Origin of the sequence: Colwellia psychrerythraea 34H, assembly GCF_000012325.1 — a bacterium.
GTDB lineage: Bacteria > Pseudomonadota > Gammaproteobacteria > Enterobacterales > Alteromonadaceae > Colwellia > Colwellia psychrerythraea_A.
This window is the reverse complement of sequence record NC_003910.7, coordinates 2,099,072-2,118,185: the sequence shown is the minus strand read 5'-3', so window position 1 is coordinate 2,118,185 and position 19,114 is coordinate 2,099,072. Positions and strand designations below refer to the sequence as shown.

The following is a 19,114-nucleotide window of genomic DNA, read 5'->3' as shown; positions in this document are numbered from 1 at the left end:
ATTGAAATATAATGAAAGTTAATTTGCGCTCGGTATGGAGCTTACTCTTTGGTGTCGGGTTGATTGGCATAGCAGTAGGCTCACAAAACTCTTTATTAGGAATTAGAGCCTCGATTGAGGGGTTTTCTAATCAGCAAATTGGCTTTATTATGTCGGCATATTTCTTTGGTTTTATGGTGGGCTCAGCTAACACCATTAAAGCGATTAACCATGTAGGTCATGTTCGAGTTTTCGCGGCCTTGACCGCGTTACTCTCTATTACTATTTTATTGCACTCGTTAAATATTCACGTTATCTCGTGGACAATACTGAGGTTTTTAACCGGTCTTGCGGTCTCAGGTATTTGGGTAGTCTCTGAAAGTTGGTTAAATCAATCGGCTAATAACCAAAACCGAGGAAGTTTAATTTCCATTTATATGATGGTCATTAACTTAGGCATGACTAGCGGACAACTCATGCTGTCGGTGAGTGAACCTCAGTCATTTGTATTATACTCATTGATTTCTGTTATTGTCAGTATTGCTGCAATTCCTATATTAATGAGTAGTATCACGGCACCTAAAATAACGGAATGTCAGTCAATTAGTTTAATGCAGCTTTTTAAACTGACACCCGCGGGGACTGTTGGCATATTCATTACTGGTATGGTTAACGCCATTACGTTAGGGATGGGGGCGGTGTTTGCTAGCAAACTAGGAATGTCTATTGTTGAAATATCCTATTATATTGCTGCTATTTTGATGGGTGGTGTGTTGCTACAATGGCCTCTGGGCAAGTTATCAGATGTAACTGATCGACGTGTAGTGACTGCTATTGTGGCCTTATCTGCAGCAATAGTGGCTATAATTAGTATGCAGATGACTGTAAAATATTACTCCCTTTTAGTCATGCTAGCTTTCGTATTTGGGGGGCTAAGTCTGACACTTTATTCATTATTTAATGCTTTAGCAAACGACTTTCTCAATGAATCCCAAGTAATGTCTGCAAGTGGTGGTTTATTAATTATTAAAGGGTTAGGTGCAACACTTGGTCCCCTCTTTGTTTCCTTTATTATGGATATCTTTGGTTTAGCCGGTTTTTATTTAACGCTTGCAACTTTATGCTTGTTGATAAGTCTATTTTGCTTTTATCGCGTCATTTTCTATAAAATTAAACCTGGGCATAGTACTAATTTCAACATTCAACCAGTAACTCCAATCAATAGATTTGATAAATAGTAATCAAATAAATATGATGAGTGACGTATGCAAATAAAGCGCGATAACCAAACAAGTTATCACGCTTTAGTAAAGTTACACCTAAAGAGTGCTAATAGTGAAAAATTAAAATGTATTGAATTCAGAGAATATTTCCCTGTTAATTTTAGGCCATTCATCTTTTAAAAGACTAAACATAACATAGTCATACAAGTTACCATCCTCGTGACGAAAACACTTTCCCATAGTACCTTCCTCGGTTGCACCAAGCTTTAGAACGGCTTTTCTTGAGCGGGTATTGGTTGATTCAACACAAAAGGTAATGCGCTCAAATCCTAATTCACTAAAAAGATAATTTAAAAGCGCATGTTTACAGGCTTTATTTAGGCCAGTCCCTCTAAATTCTGAGCAGAACCAAGTCCACCCCATTTCAAGAGACATTACATCATAATCGAATAATGCAAGGCGTGTACTGCCTGCAATTTTTCCTGAAGCTTTATCAATAATAATAAATGGATAAGAAATATCCTTTTCACGTTCTGATACAGTTTCATTTATATAATTTTCAAAGTCTTTTCTATTCTTAATATTATTAGGCATGTGCAGCCACGTTTCTTCGTCGTATACAATATCGACAAGCCCTGCACTACTTTCATGAGTAAAAGGTACAAGCCTTACGCGCCTATTCTCAACTATAATATTTTGTCTAAATAAATCGCTCATTGTATTCTCTTTTAATTGTTGATTGTAAACTACACATCCTAATACTACGCATGTACGTTACTTATATTAAAAAATAATCACCCATTGATTTTATTGTTTTTTATTTCATGCCTATAAGATAAAAAATAATAACTAAGTTAATCTTCTCAGGCTAAAACTACCAATAACATTTTATTGCCTTATGCATGTGTTTTATTCATACAAAAGCCACATCCTTTTAAATAAGTTTTTATTGGCCGGGAAAAATATAAAGAAAAGCAAATACAGCTATTCTGCACTGATTTAAAATGCCCAGTATTACCACCGAAATAAAACGACAAGAACGTGGTTAATGAATTAACTATTATAAAAATGTAATTCAATGGGCACAAGTTTAGGGGTCTATCCGTAACTTGATAATAAGTTCCATCAACATTTTCTTTTAAGAATATACAACAGAGTCTGCAGCAAAAGAGTCTCGAACCTACGTATTAACTTTGTATAACTATTTTCTATCTAAAAAACACTTTAATACTATTTTATCTATCTGCCTTCAAAGCGTAGGTTGTAATAACTGCTAAGCAGGTTGTGCGTCTAGATTTTTTGTTAAACCAATAAGAATTAAGAACGCTTTACATTCATAATAAAAGAGTAATATAACATGATAAAAATAGCTCTGTTCACTTCCTTGATTAGTGCTTTTAGCATTAACACAATTGCTGCCGAAGTTTCTGGTTCGGTTTCATTCACTAACGATTATCGGTTTCGTGGCATCTCCCAAACGGCAGGTGATGCTGCTGTACAAGGGAGCCTCGACGTCTCGTTTGAAAATGGTGTATATGCCGGCGTTTGGGGGAGTAATGTCGACTTTGGGGATGAAGCCAACCTTGAAGTGGATTATTACGTTGGTTATGCTGGAAGTATTACCGAGGAGTTGGTTTATGACGCAACATTATTCTACTTTCAATACCCAGGATATGGCGCAGCTGATATAGATTTTTTTGAAGTCGACTTTGGTCTTCATTATAAAGATATCTCACTCTTATATAATGTATCAAATGATTATTTAAATTCTTCAGAGTCTGCACATAACGTAGCCTTAGATTATAGTTTGGCAATCACTGAAGATATTAATTTAGATCTTCATGCTGGATACTCTTTTGGCGATTATTGGGACGGGATACGAGATTTCAATGATTATCAGGATTATTCAATTGGTCTTTCTTCAAGTTTTGCAGGCATAGATGTGTCTATTGCCTACTTAATGAACACGATGGATACTAAGGCTGAAGAAATTTCTCATGGCGAATTCAGCAATGATGATACGGTTTTATTCACTGTTTCTCGAACCTTCTAAATAGCATTGTAGATCAAATATGATCGATAGAGGCAACTATCCCAGTTTTACTGGGTTTAGTTGACTTTAATTGAAAAGACATAATTAGTAATAATAAAAACTATATTACAAGGGACTGTTTTGACATTGCATAACCCTAATATAATAAGGAAAACATAATGAGCACCGCAACGAAAATACTAGCAGAAACAGCAGAGGACACTAATGCCCTCAACAAATCCTCCGGTGGGACCGGCCATCTTAAACGCGTTCTAGGTCTCCGTTCCCTGCTATCTGTAGCTATCGGTTTGGTAGTCACTCAAGGGGTAATGGTTTTAGCATTGCAAGGTCTCGGCATTGCAGGCATTGGTTTTTTTATCGCCATGGCAATCGCCTTCGTATTGGCGCTGTTCGCAGCCTTCAGTTTTGCTGAACTTTCCTTAATGATGCCACGTGCTGGTACCCTTAGTACCTATACCCAAGTAGCTATTGGACAATTCCCTGCGATTGTTGCTACATTTTCAGGATATGTCGTGGTCGCCATGTTTGCAGTAGCGGCAGAACTTCAATTGATAGGACTTATCCTGTCAGAAATATTCCCTAACTTCTTATCGCCGATGGCGCTGGGCTTGCTCATCCTCGGGATATTCGCCGTGCTCAATATCGTCGGTGTTGATATCTTCGCCAAGTTACAGACGGTGCTTGCTTTTACCATGGTTGTGTCTATCTCGGTACTTGGGGCTGCTGCTATCTTGGGCACCAATGAACCACAGCTGAGCAACCTAGACTTGTTCTCCGATTGGAATCCTATTGGCACTGAGGTATTCTCTCTGATTGCCTTAGCTATCTGGTTATTTGTCGGTGCAGAGTTCGTTTGCCCACTCGTTGAAGAAACTAAAAATCCTGAAAAAAACATCCCTAAAGCCATGTTTTATGGACTATTTACTATTCTTGGAGTCTACCTACTGTTTTGTATTGGTGCCTTCTTCTACATGCCACTTGAGCAGATGGCTAGCTCGTCACTCCCTCATCTAGATTATGCCGTCGCCGTGTTTGGTGATTCTGGTCTGGAAGTTCTAGCCATCGTTGCTATCACTGCTACCTGTAGTACAGTGAATACCACTCTGGCTTCAGTACCACGTATGTTGTACGGTATGGCGAAAAACAAGCAGGCATTCCCAATATTTAAGCGTCTAGATAGCCGTTTTAATACCCCAGCTATTGCAATATTATTCATGGCCGCCATCATAGGTGCTCCTTTGATCATCTTGGGTGACAAACCTGATACCGTTGTGATACTACTAATCGCCGCGTCAACCTGTTGGTTACTGGCCTATATTATTAGCCACATCGATGTTATCGTTCTAAGAAAACGGATGCCTGACGCAAATCGCCCTTTCAAAACTCCTTTTTACCCTATACCGCAAGTCCTTGGTATTATTGGTATGGGCTACGCCGCTTACTACAACTCACCGTCTCCGGAACTAACCCAACAGGTATTCCTTACGGCAGGAGCGGTATTGGCTGTGGTCTCTGTCATAGCAGCGCTCTGGGTCAAGTTATATATGAAAAAGGATCTATTTCAACCTGAAAGTATGGAAGATGTTCTTAAGGGTTAATACCTGATTGCACAGAGAATAGTCAGTAAAAATTTCGATTTAATATCATTAAAGTCGGTTAATCTTTCAAGTTCATAATTTTAGCACTCCATTGGCATCCATCATGCCAATGCGAGTGTAACTTCATAGTTTCTTTTTAATGATATCTTGTCGCTATATCTCGCTATGGCTTAAGTCGAATAAGAAACTTCTCAACTAAATGTCGGCATTTATATAAATACCAATCGATTCCATCATTACTTACCTTAGAGCTATTCTTTCTTCCAATAATTGGAACAGTGATTTTTATGATGTATTTACGTCCTAAACGTATCAATCTTATAACCTCAGACAGTAATGATATAGTCTAAATAGGGTAACTTATCTATAAGTTTTAGTGCTGTTTATTGACGTAAACCCTATCAGTTGTGATGTCTAATGCAATGGGTAAACCTATCCCTCTTCGACTCAATTTATATGTTCCAAAGCTCTCTTCTAGTACTTTTTGTAAACCAATATGATTTGAATCAGAAAATATAGGTAGCTATTCCATTCAGCGTACACCTAAATCTGAAAAATATTTCAACAGAACTTCCTTAAGTACCGGCTCGTTCCTGCATACATTTTTATTATACCAAAACACATAAATTAATATTTTACTAATACTACATGGAATCTTACTGTCTTAATGTATCAAAAGTGAACAGCTTAGGGTTTAAAACAAAGTTACCGTCGCTTTTTCAAGTAAAACACAGGAATCATAATCTATGAGTCACGCTATAAGTATAAAAAATGTCAGTAAATTTTACGGCGATTACCGCGCGATAAAAGATATCTCTTTTGACATACAAGACAATGAATTTTTCACCTTACTCGGCCCTAGTGGTTGTGGTAAAACAACCTTATTGAGAATGATTGCTGGTTTTGAGATACCAAGTGGCGGGGTAATTAAACTGCACGGCACAGATATTCAATCGCTGCCGGCCCATCAACGTCGTGTTAATACGGTGTTCCAAAATTACGCACTATTTCCACATATGACTTTAGCGCAAAATATTGGCTTCGGTTTGCAGATGCTTAAATGGAGTAAAGAAAAGATCGCAGCTCGGGTAGATGAAATGCTTGAGTTAGTTCACATGCGGTCATTTGCATCACGTATGCCTTCGGCACTTTCGGGAGGACAACAACAGCGAATCGCATTGGCTCGTGCGCTTGCACCTAAGCCAGAAGTACTACTTTTAGATGAACCCTTATCAGCTCTGGATTTAAAGTTACGCCAATCAATGCGCGATGAGTTACAGCAACTACAGCGCGATACAGGGATTACCTTTATTTTCGTCACCCACGATCAGGAAGAAGCGTTGGCGATGTCGGACAGAATCTGTGTGTTAGCTGAAGGCACTGTTCAGCAAATAAGCAGTCCTAATGAGATTTACGAAAATCCGAATAATAAGTTTGTTGCAGATTTTATTGGCGAAACCAATTTTATGCCTGTCACTATTAACAGTCATGACAAAGCAACGGTATCAGTTACAAACCCTCTCGGCATTGAGTTGAATGTGCCTAATAAGGGCTTTAGTCAAGGACAAGAAGCTACGATGTCCTTGCGTCCTGAAAAGATTTCAATCAACACCCCTGGATTAGAGGTGAATTTACAAGGCAAGATAGTACACCGAACCTATATGGGTGGTTATACCCACTATAAGGTACGCACTGAGAATGCCACAGAATTACGAATTTCTAAACGTAATACTATTAGTAACGATACTGAATATAACCTTGATCAACAAGTAGCCATTGGCTTTAGCAAAGCGTCTGTAAGGGTGTTAAGCCAATGAAAAAACTAAGTTGGAACTTTTGGGGCCTACTCCCTGCCTACCTAGTTATGTCACTATTGATGGTGTTACCGCTGTTAATAATTTTTTATGTTTCATTCATGACTTCTGACGCCTATGGCGGATATAAAGCAATCTTCTCACTGCAATCATACAGTCAAATTCTTTATACAGCAGATTGGGATGATAATTTAGTATTGAACTTTCAGTACCTTAAAATTATCGCTAGAACGTTATTTCTCTCTGGTGCAACAGCCGTGATCTGCCTGTTAGTTAGTTTCCCTGTTGCCTACTATATTTCGCGCCAGAGCAACAACATGAAAACTTTATTGCTCTATTTGGTCACCTTGCCATTTTGGGTCAGCATGGTAGTACGTGTATACGCTTGGGTACTCATTTTGAGCAATGATGGCGTACTGGAAAGCAGCTTGCGTTTCTTTGGCTTGGTTGGTGATATCGACAGTTTACTCTACAACAACGCTGCGATGATGGTGGGGATGGTATACACCTATATCCCGCTGATGATTTTGCCAATCTATGCCAGCATCGAAAAGTTAGATACCCGTTTGATTGAGGCTGCGAGTGACCTTTATAGCAGCAGGATGAACACCCTAAGAAGAATTATTCTGCCACTGTGCAAACCTGGCATAGTCGCTGGATTTATCTTAGTGCTAGTGCCTTGTCTAGGCACAGTACTTGAACCAATGCTACTAGGCGGTGGTAAGACAATGATGCTAGGTAATCTGATTCAAAACCAATTTGGCGTAGCGAGAAACTGGTCTTTCGGTGCCAGCTTAACGGTATTACTACTGTGTATTGTCTTATTTTTTTTAATGTTTCAAGCGCATCGAGCAAGTAAGTTGAGGGAGTTATCATGAATATTTTAGCTATGTTTAAGCCTAATCGAGACGCTAAACACTATCCAGGTTTTGGCGCTGTAGGTGTACTCTTTTTTACTTTTCTCTATTTTCCGATACTGGTGATTATTGCCTATTCATTCAATAGCAATCGTATTGTCTCAGTGTGGCAAGGATTCTCATGGCAGTGGTACGCCAGTGCGCTGCAAAATGAAGGGTTACTCAATTCGTTGCGAGTCTCATTGACCGTGGCGTTATTCGCCACTTTGATTGCGACTGTAATAGCGGTCTCCGCTGCACTCGTATTAGAACGAGGCCAGAACGTAAAACACGCTAAATTATCGCAAGGGGTCGTCAATCTGCCTTTGATGTTGCCTGAGATAGTTTTTGCTGTAGCAATTTTAATTTTGTTTTCTCAACTGGGTATTCAAAGCGGCATGTTAAAACTGATCTTAGCGCATAGCGCCTTTTGTATTCCTTTCGCTTTTTTACCTATACGCGCCAGGTTACAGGGAATGGACAACAATTTAGAGCAGGCAGCACAAGATTTATACGCGACACCTTTGGTCACATTTCGTCGTATTACTTTACCTTTAATTGCTCCCGGTATTTTTGCTGGGTCAATGCTCAGCTTTGTTATTTCGATGGATGATTTCATCACCAGTAATATCGTCTCAGGAGGTGGTGCGACAACATTACCTGTTTATATTTTTTCACTGGTAAAGCAGGGAGTATCGCCAGAACTCAATGCTATATCGACACTCATCATGGTGGCATCTTTGCTGATAGCCACTCCTTGTTGGTTAATTGCAAAACGGAGTAGATAAGTAAAGTAGTTACGTATAATTAGAATACCTACATAATTAATTAAAATAAAAGGAATAAATCTATGAAATATATTACAAAAGTCAGTTTATTAGCTTTGAGTATTTCTCTGACGACAGGAGCAAACGCAGAGAATAACCAACTTAATGTTTACACTTGGGCAGAGTCGATAGATCCAGTGTTGATCGAGAACTTTCAAAAAGAAACTGGCATCGAAATTACTTTGGACAGCTATACTTCGAATGAAGATTTACTGGCAAAGCTTAAATCTGGCAGCAGTGATTATGATGTTGTTTTCCCTAGCCAACATTTCGTTAAAATAATGATTCAAGAAGGTTTATTGAAAAACATTGATGCCAAAAATATGACGGCATTCAAACAAGTTGATGATAGGTGGAAGAATAAGTGGTGGGATAAAAGTTCAGAGTATTCTATTCCCTTTGTTTACGGTACCGCGGGCTATACAGTTAATCGTGATAAATATAAAGGCCCGGCAAATTCTTGGAAAGAATTTTTTGAGCCTACAGGCGCCGCAGCGGGAAATGTAGCTGTATTTAGTACTCCAGATGAAATAATTCCTGCAGCTCAACTGTACTTAGACATAGATTTTTGTACTGAAAAGAGAACGGATATGAAAAAAGTGTATCAGCTGTTAAAAAAACAGAAAGAATATGTGGCCGTTTACAGCTCAGATAACATCAGCTCACGCATCTCCAGCGGAGAGGTCGTAATGCACAATTGGTGGGATGGCGATTCAATGCGTGCACGTAAAAATAACAACGCACCAATTGAATACGCGCAACCTAAAGAAGGCTTAGTGGGTTGGTTGGACTCTATGGTAGTTCCTAGGAATTCACGTAATTCAGATAATGCTAAAACCTTCATTAACTGGATGAGTGAGAAAGACAATGCCACAATTGAGTACAATTATTATGCACATTCCTCTGCAGTAGCCATTGATGAGAGTAAAGCAATACATAAAAAGGAAAATTCACCTGAAATATTCCCAACAGCTTTCATTAAGTTTACCCGCGCTTGTTCGCCTGCAGCACAAAAGTTAGTGGATAAGGTATGGACCAAATTACTACAGTAAATTAAAAAACAGGTCATTTAAAATAGCCAAGATCATTAATTAAATTTTAAGCTTTCTTGGCTATTACGAATCCAACAAAAACGTGATCTCAGTAGTGAAAGTACCCCACGCCTTCAGCTGCAGCAGGTATTTCTGGCCTAATAAATACAACTTGCCGACAGATACTTACCCCTTATTCTTATCACTGAAGGAGTTTTCTCATGAATAAAATAACATCCATATATCAATACCCTGTAAAAGGATTCTCTGGAGAAAAGTTGAGTTCCGTCAGATTGCGTAAGAATAAAGGACTTCCAGAAGACCGAAAGTATGCTTTGAGTAGTGGTCAAATTAAAGTAAATGAAAACGGCTTTTGGTCTCCTTCCCAAGCTTTTCAAAGAATGAAAATTCGCCCAGATTTATCAATGTTTAAACTCGAACGAGATGAAGATAAATTGCAACTCATCACGCCTTTAGGAAAAGCATTACGGATTGAAGCTGGTGGAGAATCATCAGAACTTCTAAGTGAGACTTTTGGAAATAACACTACTATTCATCGCACAACATCAGGACAAGGTTACTGGGATCATAAAGATGCTTCAATCTCTATAATCAATATATCGACGGTAGAAGAAATATCAAGAAGATTAGGACAAGTCATTGATCCTCTGAGGTTTCGTGCCAATTTATATATTCGTTCTGAGCCGTGGTCAGAATTCAACTGGCTTGGTAAAAAGTTATTAATAGAGAACTGCGAACTTAACATAATTAGACCGATTGATAGATGTAGCAGCACTTCTGTTGATCTAAATACAGGAAAAAATGACCTGAATATGCCCGCTTTGTTGTCACGTTATTTTGGTCATTTATTCTGTGGCGTCTATGCCACTGTCTCTAATGGTGGCGAAATAAAGATAAACAACAAAATAAGAATCGGCTCCAATATGAATGATAGTGAACTAACAGCCTCTATTTTTCAAACAGCGTCTTCCAAATCATCCAACTGGCCTCGTCAAATCACAGTGAAAAAAATTATTCACGAAACTGAAGATATTTGTTCGATTTGGATGAACGACCCATTTATGAAGCTAGGTACTTTCAGTGCCTATAAACCCGGCCAATATATACACTTACATGGTCTTTCGAACAGCAATGTGTGGCGTTGTTATACAGTTTCTAAAATTAAAGAGGATAGCTTTAGAATCACTGTGAAACGTGATAACGGACTTGGCTCTCAGGCAATACACAACTTACTACCTGACGAAAAAGTGCAAATGTCTGGACCATTCGGTAATGTAACAATCAGACAGTCGAGTAATTCTATCTTTTTACTCAGTGCAGGTATTGGAATAACTGCTTCAGTATCAAAACTGCAAGGATTAATTGATATGAGCTACGACAAATCGATTCAGCTAATTCATGTTGCACGAACAAAACGAGATCTTGCCTTATGGGATGAAGTAATCAAACTAAGTGAACAGTTGCCACATATAAAAGTCAGCCTTTATCTAACTAAAGAAAAACATTCAACAAGTACATTTGTAGCCGGACGACCAAATCTACAGGCAATTTCGAGAGAAATTAAACTAGCAGGAAGTGACCTGCATATTTGTGGGTCCGAACAGTTTACAAAGGATATTTCAAATATGTTTAATGATAAATCTCGATTATTCGTAGATACTTTCTTTACACCAGTCACTGAAAATAAATTTCGTGAAATTAAAAAATGTGACCCAATCAAAGTAACGCTTGCTCGAAGTAATGTTACTAAATATTGGAAACCAGAAGATGGAACTCTACTTGAGTTTGCAGAGGCAAATGGAGCTATAATTTCTTCTCATTGCAGAGCAGGAATATGCAGTACATGCACTTGTAATATTATTAGTGGCTCAACTGCTAAAATTATTGGAACTAAATCGATTAATCGGAACAATACTCTATTATGTAGCAGTGTACCAAACGAAACTGTAGTTTTAGACATTTAATAGAACTTAGTGAAAATAATGTAATAATTTCACTTCTTAAAAACAAATGATCAAATGACCATATTGGTACTTAGTTGTTTGTCAGGATAAAGGTCGTTCTATATATTGCACACTTTCAACAGCCCAAGAAGCTATTGATGTTAATGCCCAAAACATCGGATAAACAGCCATTATTTAAGATATAAGAGACATCAAAAACGCTCATATCGTGAGCATTAATTCTATCTCGGTTTGTGCCCCATTATAACTTCAATTGTCTACATAACAGTCAATACTATAATGTGTAGACATGCACTCATTTTGTACGAATATCGCCCCCAAATACCTTCAAGGTATGAGCTTTCTGGTAGATAAATTCGAAGCATATAGTTCCAGTTCTTCATAATTGGTAAGAAATTAGATTGTGATTTATCACCGCCAAAATGAATCGTGACTGCGCCATCTTCGACAACTTTTGCCTTGCAACTATTAATGACATGTTTGTCAGATTCGTTTTGCTGAAAATAACCCTCTTCGTTATAAACGCTGATAACCAAAAAGCGCCATCACCAACGGGAACATCTTTTAGTGTAGTATCTACATTTAAATCAAGCCTTGTTCGATTGCATAACGAGTTAATTCAACCGAATTAGTTAGTCCTAATTTCTTCCTAATATTCGCTCTATGTGAGTCAATTGTTCGTTTGCTCAGATCTAAGCGCAAAGCAATGGCATCACTTCCAAGCCCATCTGCGATAAGAATAAGTACCTCTTCTTCTCTTTTTGTAAGTAGACTGTCCGTTTTTTGGCTGTCATCCTCCATCCATGCCATTTCTTGGGCCAAACTAGGGCTTACAAACTTCTGTCCATTACAAGCTCTATAAACGGCATTTTCCAAGTCCTCTGCTGCATCCAACTTAAGTACATACCCTTCAACTTTCGCAATAGCAGCTGCACGCTTAAAAATAGAAACTTCGGTGTGCATGGTAACCATGACAATTGCATTTTTGTATCCTCTTGCCCGTAATTTTTCTGCAAGTTGTAACCCACTTTCTCCTACTAAACCAATATCCAAAACAGCGACATCAGGTAGTTTTCCCATAATAAGGCGCTCACCTTCAATAGCATTACTTGCATCCCCAATAACCTCCACGTTCCCCGAGCTTTCAAGTAATAACCTTATACCTTGTCGGAACAAAGGGTGGTCATCTACGATAACTGCCTTAATCATTAATTGGTACCTCCAAAAATACCTGCACACCACTATCAATTGCGTTGTTAATACGCAACTGACCACCAATTAGTAAAGCTCTTTCTTGCATAGAGCTCAAACCATACCCTAAGTTTTCCACCTGTTTTTTTATGCCTTTACCATTATCCGAAATAGACATTATCAAGCGGTCTCTATCCCTTTGAATATCTATTGTAATTAAAGTACAGCAACTGTGCTTAATTGAGTTATTAAGTGCCTCCTGTCCGATACGATATAATTGATATGCATTTTCAGTGTTCATATCAGCCTTATCAGAATGAATTACTTTCATTTCTATTTGCGCAATTTCACAGAGATGACGTGCTAGTTCAATGATAGCTTCGCTAGGATTGCCATCATCCATCTCAATTGGTTTGAGGTTTCGAATAACCGATTTCAGTGTATTAGAGGTTTGATCCACCTCATTTTTTAGGGAAATACCAAGTTGAGGTTCAAAATTATTGATATTCATCGTAATGAAAAGTCTAATTGTAGCCAATCCTTGACCAACACCATCATGTATATCTCGCGTTAACCTTGCTCGCTCTATTTCTCGAATATTGACCAGACGACTAGACATAGCATGCATCGACAATGTCATTTTCTTAAAGTCTTGGGCTATTGAATATAATAAAAATATTGAAGATAGAATGGCACCTATATGATAAGGCGATATCGGCCATGAATTACCGCCCCACAAACCGTTAAAAGCCACTCCCAAAAACATTATCATTAATGCTGATACAATAGAGTAATTAGCCCCCCCTATGTTACGGCCTATAACGAGCTGATGAATAGTTGATATAACAACTAACAACATCACAATATAAATAATTAAATTAAACCATTTCTGAGCGAAAAAAATATCTGAGAAAATCAAAATGCATAATACGGAAACAGTTCCAAATATTTTTATGCTTTTTTCATTTCTTTTATAGTGAGAAATATTCAAATCGAACTTATCTGACACAATTTTTATAAAAACAACAAGTGATACTAAGTCTAAACAAGCACTCAGCGACAAGAGAAGTTCTCCGTCATACTCAGGTCCATTTAAAAATAAGGAAGTTGATGCTATAGATAGAGAGAGATAAAAAATAAAGAAGCCAAATAGTGTGTTTGATTTTTTATTATATTGATTAACATGAAGAAATATAATAAATAATATAAGCATAAACAGAAGAGCAATTGCCGACCCTTGGCTTGTTTTTATTGTAGAGTCAAAGTCTCTTGATTTGAGTGCTAAGGTTTCATAATCGCCAATTTCAACATAATCAGAGTCAAGAACTTGCCCTCTTTTACTTGAAGATAGTTTTATAAGTAATTCATTTTCCTTTGTGTAATTAAACCAACTAAACCACGTTTTATTTCTTGGTAATCGGTAAACCCGATATGAATTTTGAAAAAACAAGTCATAATCACCACTCCCTGAATCATCTACTCTAAACCCATTTATATAGACCTCATCGGTGCCCTTTAATGGTCCTACTGAAATGGCTAGGTTGCGTGTTCTATGGTGCCATCCAATGGTAAACTTTGCTCTATAAAATCGCTCCTCACCGAGTAATGACAGTCTCGTGCTTCCGTAAAATGACTCTGCACTATCCCAGTTAGCAGGTTTTTGTGAAACATTCTCTTTTTCATAAACTGACAATGTTTCCCACTCATAAATGTGAATTAATTGTGGATTTATAATTTCATTTAAAATGGTTGTATCACTCGCTAAGGAAGCCTGTGAGGTAAAAGTTAACAACAAGCTAATAAGTATTATTACTAACTGTTTTTGTTTATTATTAAACATAGCAACTCACATATCTAAGTTCAGAGTAAATCGGACATAAATAATTCCTCTTGCCACAGAGCAAGAAGAGTTCCGATACTCGGAGATAACTCATGAAAAACGCTTTTATTCCACACTCTTTTTACTTCATCTAATTGAAAGATTTCACGCTGCTTTTCAGAGTAAAGATCCTCAACTAGACGATTGGTTGACAAATTACATGCATAATCCGTCAAAGAAATGTCTAATGCAGCCTTAGTTGATACGAGGTGTTTTAATAGCTTTTTAGACAGTTCAATATTATTGTTTTTTGCCATCACCACTGTTTTTTCAACCCATATTATACTTTGCTTCAGACCATTAATCGGCTCAGGCACAACGGTTTTTATCTGCAAAAAACCTGCTTTTCTCAACGATAAAGATAAGTAGGTACCCGTTCCAATCATAGATTTAATAGAGCCATCTAATAGTGCTTTTTGTGCAAGGCTCAAGTCACGAATAAACACAGGATTATTTTTAAATAAAGCTCTAACAACCTTCCTTATTTCATCAAGTTCATGTGAATCAAGTTTTTTATAAGGATCAATGCCAGCATAGAGGGCAATAGGCATTATTGGCCAATCTCCCCAATCCATTATACCGATTTTTCCGTGGTACTTACGATCAAAAAAAGGAGCATATGATTCAAACTCCTTTTCATTAGTATATGCGGTATTTATAGTTGGGCCTATCCAACCCCATCTAGTGGGTATTCCTGATATTTTCCCATTTGAAATTGGTGACATAAAGCGGTCATAAAATTGGGTATATAAGTTTCCATATTCCTCCTTAAATTCGTCGAAATCTAATAAATGACATAGATCATTCTCCTCCATCAGTCTGGCCCATGGAGAATCAATCGATACGACATCGAAACTATTATATTTTTCCGATATTAATGAAGAAAATCCTGTAGGACTGTCGACAATAAGCTCAATGTCGAGTTGCACGTTATGCTGTTTTTCAAAAGGAGTTATAACTCGTGGGTTATTGTAACCTTCCCAACACATGTACCGCAGGACATGCTCAATATTTTTATTTGAGATAAGGAGCCCAAAACTCAATGGGGAAATGCCTAATGCTGATATCGCTGTAAATAATTTTAAATACTTCCTTCGAGTTAATGACAAAATTAATATCCTTAAATATTGTTCTACTCTTCTTAGGTAACTCTTTTTTAATACTAGTGGATGTAACATTACATTTCCACCTATAAAAAACCTCTTCAACAATAGGTATCAACACCTATTACGTAGGTATAAATACCTAGTCCATTGCATAACTGAACGATACAAACCTCTTCTTCCTCAAACTATATTTAATGGACAAGGCCAATAAAGATAAATTAAAAAGTATCTAATAAAACATACAGAGCTTTATATGCAAATAATAATTAATCAAATAAAAATCATCGATTATGATATATCGATAAACTCAAAAGCAATCATAGAATCGATAAATGACAATAAAATTTGTCAAGACTTTATGATATTCCCAGAGCTATCTCTCACTGGGTTTCCTACAAACCAAAACATTGACGCTCTATGGAAAGAGTCTGAAACGTACTTCCAGGAAATACTTTCAGCAAGTAGAAATACACAAGCAACAATAATCATTGGGCACATAGAAAAACACAACCAAAACTTCTATAACTCATGCTTTTTTATAAAAAATTCAAAAGTTATACATAACCACAGAAAATCTAAACTTTGGCTTGATGATGTAGGGATATTTTCAAGCGGTAGCCATCACTCAATTATTGATATTAATGGAACAAATTACGGTGCTCAAATTTGTTTTGAACTTGAGTTTCCTGAAGGATCACGGGCGCTATCAAAACAAGGAGCCGAGGTCATATTTATGCCTAATGGAAATATGCATCCATATGGAAATGTTCATTATGTACTTACTCAAGCCAGAGCCATAGAAAATCAATGCTTTGTTATTACATGTAACCGTGTTGGCTCGGGTCATGGGGGCGACTTTGTTGGCGAAAGCCTTGTCGTATCTCCTACAGGAGAAATAATTAAAAAACTAAGTTCAAACCAAGAAATAACAACAATAACAATAGATCTAAATGAAATAGAACAATCTAGAAATAACTATAACTATATTAATTTACTGTAGAGGCACATCCACTATGAAAGAAGATAAATTACAACTCACAAAATCTCTAAGCCTGTTTGGTTTAGTACTATTTGGTTTGGCATATATGACCCCCATGATTGTCTTTGGTACCTATGGCGTACTCTATGAAGAATCAGGAGGAAATGTTGCCAGCTCATATTTATTTGCATTAATCGCGATGTTATTTACGGCTGGAAGTTATGCCCTAATGGCACATAAATACCCCTCAGCAGGCTCGTCTTACACCTATGTTACCAAAGTCTTTGGTGACAGAATTGGTTTTCTTGTCGGTTGGACTATATTGCTCGACTATCTATTTCTACCAATGGTTATCTGGCTAATAGGTGGTATTTATCTAGAAGCGATGGCTCCAGGCATTCCTGAATGGTTTTGGATTCTTTCATTCATAGTCGTTACCTCTGTACTCAATCTAATTGGTGTCAATGTAGCCAAAAAGGTCAACCTTGTGCTAATGCTACTTCAGATCGTAGTTATCGTTGCTTTTTGTGCGTTAGCGGTGATGTACATAAATGCTTCAGGTGGTGTTATTGCAGCCCCAAGTACAGACAGTTTTACTGGTGGTAACTTCTCCCTTATATTTTCTGGTGCAGCTATTGCCTGTTATTCATTCCTAGGTTTTGATGCTGTATCAACCATGGCTGAAGAAACTGAAAACCCGAAAAAGAATGTGCCAAAAGCAATCATGTTAGTTACCTTAATTGGTGGAATTATCTTTGTAGCATCTTCTTATATACTTAATAGTGCCTTCCCTGATATAAGCGTTTTCGCAGCAGAGTCCGCAGCAGCAGATATTGCTAAGCAAGTTGGCGGCGTGATTTTTTCTTCTATTTTTGTTGCAACTCTTATTATCGCTCAATTTACGTCAGGTGTAAGTGCTCAAGCTAGTGCATCACGTTTAATGTATGTAATGGGTAGAGATGGCGTATTACCTAAAGGTATATTCGGCAAGTTACACGCTACATTTAAAACACCTTATATGACAATTTTAATGGTTGGTTTCATCGGGTTACTCGCGTTAAAAATGGATGTTGCAACTTCAACATCTTTCATTAACTTTGGTGCTTTCATCGCTTTTATCTTCGTTAACATGAGTGCATTCAGTGAGTTCTTTAAATTAGAAAAAAATGAGAGAACGCTAGGTGCAACCCTTATCCATATTGTATTCCCTTCAATAGGTACTATTGCAGTAATGAAGCTACTAATTAGCCTAGATAGTAATGCTGTAATGCTTGGTTGTATCTGGCTTGCGATTGGTTTGTGCTACTTAGCCTACTTAATTACAAAAGGTCAGAAACTTAAAATGGATATCAAAGAAAGTTAGAGCACTCATTATGACTAAAACATGATTTGTTAAAGCAACAAATCATGTTCCTCTTTTTCCCAAAAACACAAAAACTATAACAATATAAAACTAAAGGATAAATCATGAAATATATGAAAAAAATGATAAGCATCTCTGTATTGGCACTAACAACATTTGCTTCACAAGCCGAAGAGTTATCAAGCACTATTTCTTTCACTAACGATTACCGCTTTCGTGGTCTTTCTCAAACAGCAGGAGACGCAGCTGTTCAAGGAAGTATAGATCTTGCTTTTGAGAATGGCGTTTTTGTAGGCGTTTGGGGTAGTAATGTAGATTTTGGTCCAACTGAAAATGCAAGTTTAGAAGTTGATTACTATGTGGGATATGGCGGTAATATCAATGATCAAATAACTTATGACGCTACTTTGTTTTACTTCCAATATCCTGGTTATAATGGGGTGGACATTGATTATTTGGAACTTGACCTAGGGCTTCATTATAAAGGAATCTCATTACTCTATGCTGTATCTAATGATTGGGTAAACTCTGGTGAATCAGCTCAATATTTATCAGTTGATTATAGTTATCCTATTACTGAAGATATAAGTTTAGATTTACATGCAGGCTATACGTATGGGGAGTATTGGGATGGTATTCGCGATTTTAATGATTATAAAGACTACTCAATCGGCCTTTCAGGACAAGTTTACGGATTAGATCTAAGCGCAGCATACATTGCCACTTCAATGGAGTCAGGTGATGAAGTAGATACTGGTGCATTCCGAAATGATGATACTGTCCAACTAACTATCTCTAGAAGTTTTTAAGCACTATCTCTATTAAACGGTGACATTTTATTTTACATAATAAGGTTTACATCAACCTTATTATGTAAATAAATAATTTAAGGAAATTGTCACTTACTCTCCTAAAAATGACGCAAATGCATTGATGAGCTTAGTAATAAATTTATCAATGCATTACTCAAGTATAGCTACTAAACTCAATATGACGCTCCCATCGAATTTCAAACTCGCCAATTTTTTGGTAAAAACAAACTGAATCATTGGCAGGTAGACTTACACTATATCGTTGACAAACTTCTTGTAAGTGAATCAGTTCAGCTACATGGCTATCGCCATATTGGTGTAAAAACATAATTGTGATACACGCAAAGGTAATACTGAATTAGGAAATGGACGAGCATG

At 37.3% G+C, this 19,114-nt stretch carries 17 protein-coding genes and 1 pseudogene; 11 read left to right on the top strand and 7 right to left on the bottom strand.

Annotated elements, in window-relative coordinates:
- Positions 1 to 11 precede the first annotated feature (11 nt).
- Positions 12 to 1,217 carry an MFS transporter gene (locus tag CPS_RS09070; RefSeq protein ID WP_049757826.1) on the top strand — a complete coding sequence of 402 codons (1,206 nt, stop codon included), beginning with the start codon at positions 12 to 14 and terminating at the stop codon, positions 1,215 to 1,217.
- A 105-nt stretch (positions 1,218 to 1,322) separates the two neighbouring features.
- Here CPS_RS09070 and CPS_RS09065 read toward each other — a convergent pair whose 3' ends face one another.
- Complete coding sequence (locus CPS_RS09065; RefSeq protein WP_011042864.1) at positions 1,323 to 1,919, bottom strand: GNAT family N-acetyltransferase; 597 nt, start codon at positions 1,917 to 1,919, stop codon at positions 1,323 to 1,325.
- Between the two features lie 640 nt (positions 1,920 to 2,559).
- Here CPS_RS09065 and CPS_RS09060 point away from each other — a divergent pair.
- Both CPS_RS09060 and CPS_RS09055 read left to right on the top strand, forming a co-directional pair.
- Entirely contained in the window at positions 2,560 to 3,255 is a 696-nt protein-coding gene (locus tag CPS_RS09060; RefSeq protein ID WP_011042863.1) for a TorF family putative porin, read from the top strand.
- Positions 3,256 to 3,413: 158 nt separating this feature from the next.
- On the top strand, positions 3,414 to 4,853 hold the full coding sequence (locus tag CPS_RS09055) for an APC family permease (RefSeq protein WP_011042862.1): 1,440 nt from the start codon (positions 3,414 to 3,416) through the stop codon (positions 4,851 to 4,853).
- 101 nt (positions 4,854 to 4,954) lie between these two features.
- Here CPS_RS09055 and CPS_RS24350 read toward each other — a convergent pair.
- Positions 4,955 to 5,121, bottom strand: a pseudogene (locus CPS_RS24350) (IS5/IS1182 family transposase); the annotation flags it as partial.
- Between the two features lie 478 nt (positions 5,122 to 5,599).
- Between CPS_RS24350 and CPS_RS09050 the strand changes: the two are divergent.
- The 5 genes from CPS_RS09050 to CPS_RS22860 all read left to right on the top strand — a co-directional run bounded on the left by CPS_RS09050 (position 5,600) and on the right by CPS_RS22860 (position 11,406).
- The gene (locus tag CPS_RS09050; protein ID WP_011042861.1) at positions 5,600 to 6,670 is read left to right on the top strand and encodes an ABC transporter ATP-binding protein; all 1,071 of its coding nucleotides are present in this window, start codon (positions 5,600 to 5,602) and stop codon (positions 6,668 to 6,670) included.
- Complete coding sequence (locus CPS_RS09045) at positions 6,667 to 7,545, top strand: ABC transporter permease (RefSeq protein WP_011042860.1); 879 nt, start codon at positions 6,667 to 6,669, stop codon at positions 7,543 to 7,545. Before CPS_RS09050 ends, CPS_RS09045 begins: the two co-directional genes overlap by 4 nt.
- The gene (locus CPS_RS09040; RefSeq protein WP_011042859.1) at positions 7,542 to 8,351 is read left to right on the top strand and encodes an ABC transporter permease; all 810 of its coding nucleotides are present in this window, start codon (positions 7,542 to 7,544) and stop codon (positions 8,349 to 8,351) included. Before CPS_RS09045 ends, CPS_RS09040 begins: the two co-directional genes overlap by 4 nt.
- 62 nt (positions 8,352 to 8,413) lie before the next feature.
- The gene (locus CPS_RS09035; RefSeq protein ID WP_011042858.1) at positions 8,414 to 9,442 is read left to right on the top strand and encodes an extracellular solute-binding protein; all 1,029 of its coding nucleotides are present in this window, start codon (positions 8,414 to 8,416) and stop codon (positions 9,440 to 9,442) included.
- 200 nt (positions 9,443 to 9,642) lie between these two features.
- A complete protein-coding gene (locus CPS_RS22860) occupies positions 9,643 to 11,406 on the top strand; it encodes an MOSC domain-containing protein (RefSeq protein ID WP_011042857.1) in 1,764 nt (587 codons plus the stop codon).
- A 257-nt stretch (positions 11,407 to 11,663) separates the two neighbouring features.
- Here the strand turns inward: CPS_RS22860 and CPS_RS24345 are convergent, their stop codons facing one another.
- Genes CPS_RS24345 through CPS_RS09010 form a run of 4 tightly spaced genes read right to left on the bottom strand, consistent with a single transcriptional unit; the run spans position 11,664 to position 15,654 of the window.
- Positions 11,664 to 11,942, bottom strand: coding sequence for a DUF1214 domain-containing protein (locus CPS_RS24345; protein WP_011042856.1), 279 nt, complete (start codon positions 11,940 to 11,942; stop codon positions 11,664 to 11,666).
- Between the two features lie 46 nt (positions 11,943 to 11,988).
- Positions 11,989 to 12,615 (bottom strand): response regulator, encoded by a 627-nt coding sequence (locus CPS_RS09020; protein WP_011042855.1) that lies wholly within the window; start codon positions 12,613 to 12,615, stop codon positions 11,989 to 11,991.
- Positions 12,608 to 14,437, bottom strand: a complete 1,830-nt coding sequence (locus CPS_RS09015) for a sensor histidine kinase (protein WP_011042854.1) — start codon at positions 14,435 to 14,437, stop codon at positions 12,608 to 12,610. Before CPS_RS09015 ends, CPS_RS09020 begins: the two co-directional genes overlap by 8 nt.
- A 20-nt stretch (positions 14,438 to 14,457) precedes the next feature.
- Positions 14,458 to 15,654 carry an ABC transporter substrate-binding protein gene (locus CPS_RS09010; RefSeq protein ID WP_011042853.1) on the bottom strand — a complete coding sequence of 399 codons (1,197 nt, stop codon included), beginning with the start codon at positions 15,652 to 15,654 and terminating at the stop codon, positions 14,458 to 14,460.
- Between the two features lie 181 nt (positions 15,655 to 15,835).
- Between CPS_RS09010 and CPS_RS09005 the strand changes: the two genes are divergently transcribed.
- From CPS_RS09005 to CPS_RS08995, 3 genes are all read left to right on the top strand, one after another.
- The gene (locus tag CPS_RS09005; protein WP_011042852.1) at positions 15,836 to 16,582 is read left to right on the top strand and encodes a carbon-nitrogen hydrolase family protein; all 747 of its coding nucleotides are present in this window, start codon (positions 15,836 to 15,838) and stop codon (positions 16,580 to 16,582) included.
- 13 nt (positions 16,583 to 16,595) lie between these two features.
- Positions 16,596 to 17,924: an APC family permease gene (locus CPS_RS09000; RefSeq protein ID WP_011042851.1), complete on the top strand. Its 1,329-nt coding sequence runs from the start codon at positions 16,596 to 16,598 to the stop codon at positions 17,922 to 17,924.
- A gap of 104 nt (positions 17,925 to 18,028) precedes the next feature.
- Complete coding sequence (locus tag CPS_RS08995) at positions 18,029 to 18,733, top strand: TorF family putative porin (RefSeq protein WP_011042850.1); 705 nt, start codon at positions 18,029 to 18,031, stop codon at positions 18,731 to 18,733.
- Between the two features lie 157 nt (positions 18,734 to 18,890).
- Here CPS_RS08995 and CPS_RS24340 read toward each other — a convergent pair whose 3' ends face one another.
- Complete coding sequence (locus tag CPS_RS24340; RefSeq protein WP_011042849.1) at positions 18,891 to 19,064, bottom strand: DUF3422 family protein; 174 nt, start codon at positions 19,062 to 19,064, stop codon at positions 18,891 to 18,893.
- Positions 19,065 to 19,114 lie beyond the last annotated feature (50 nt).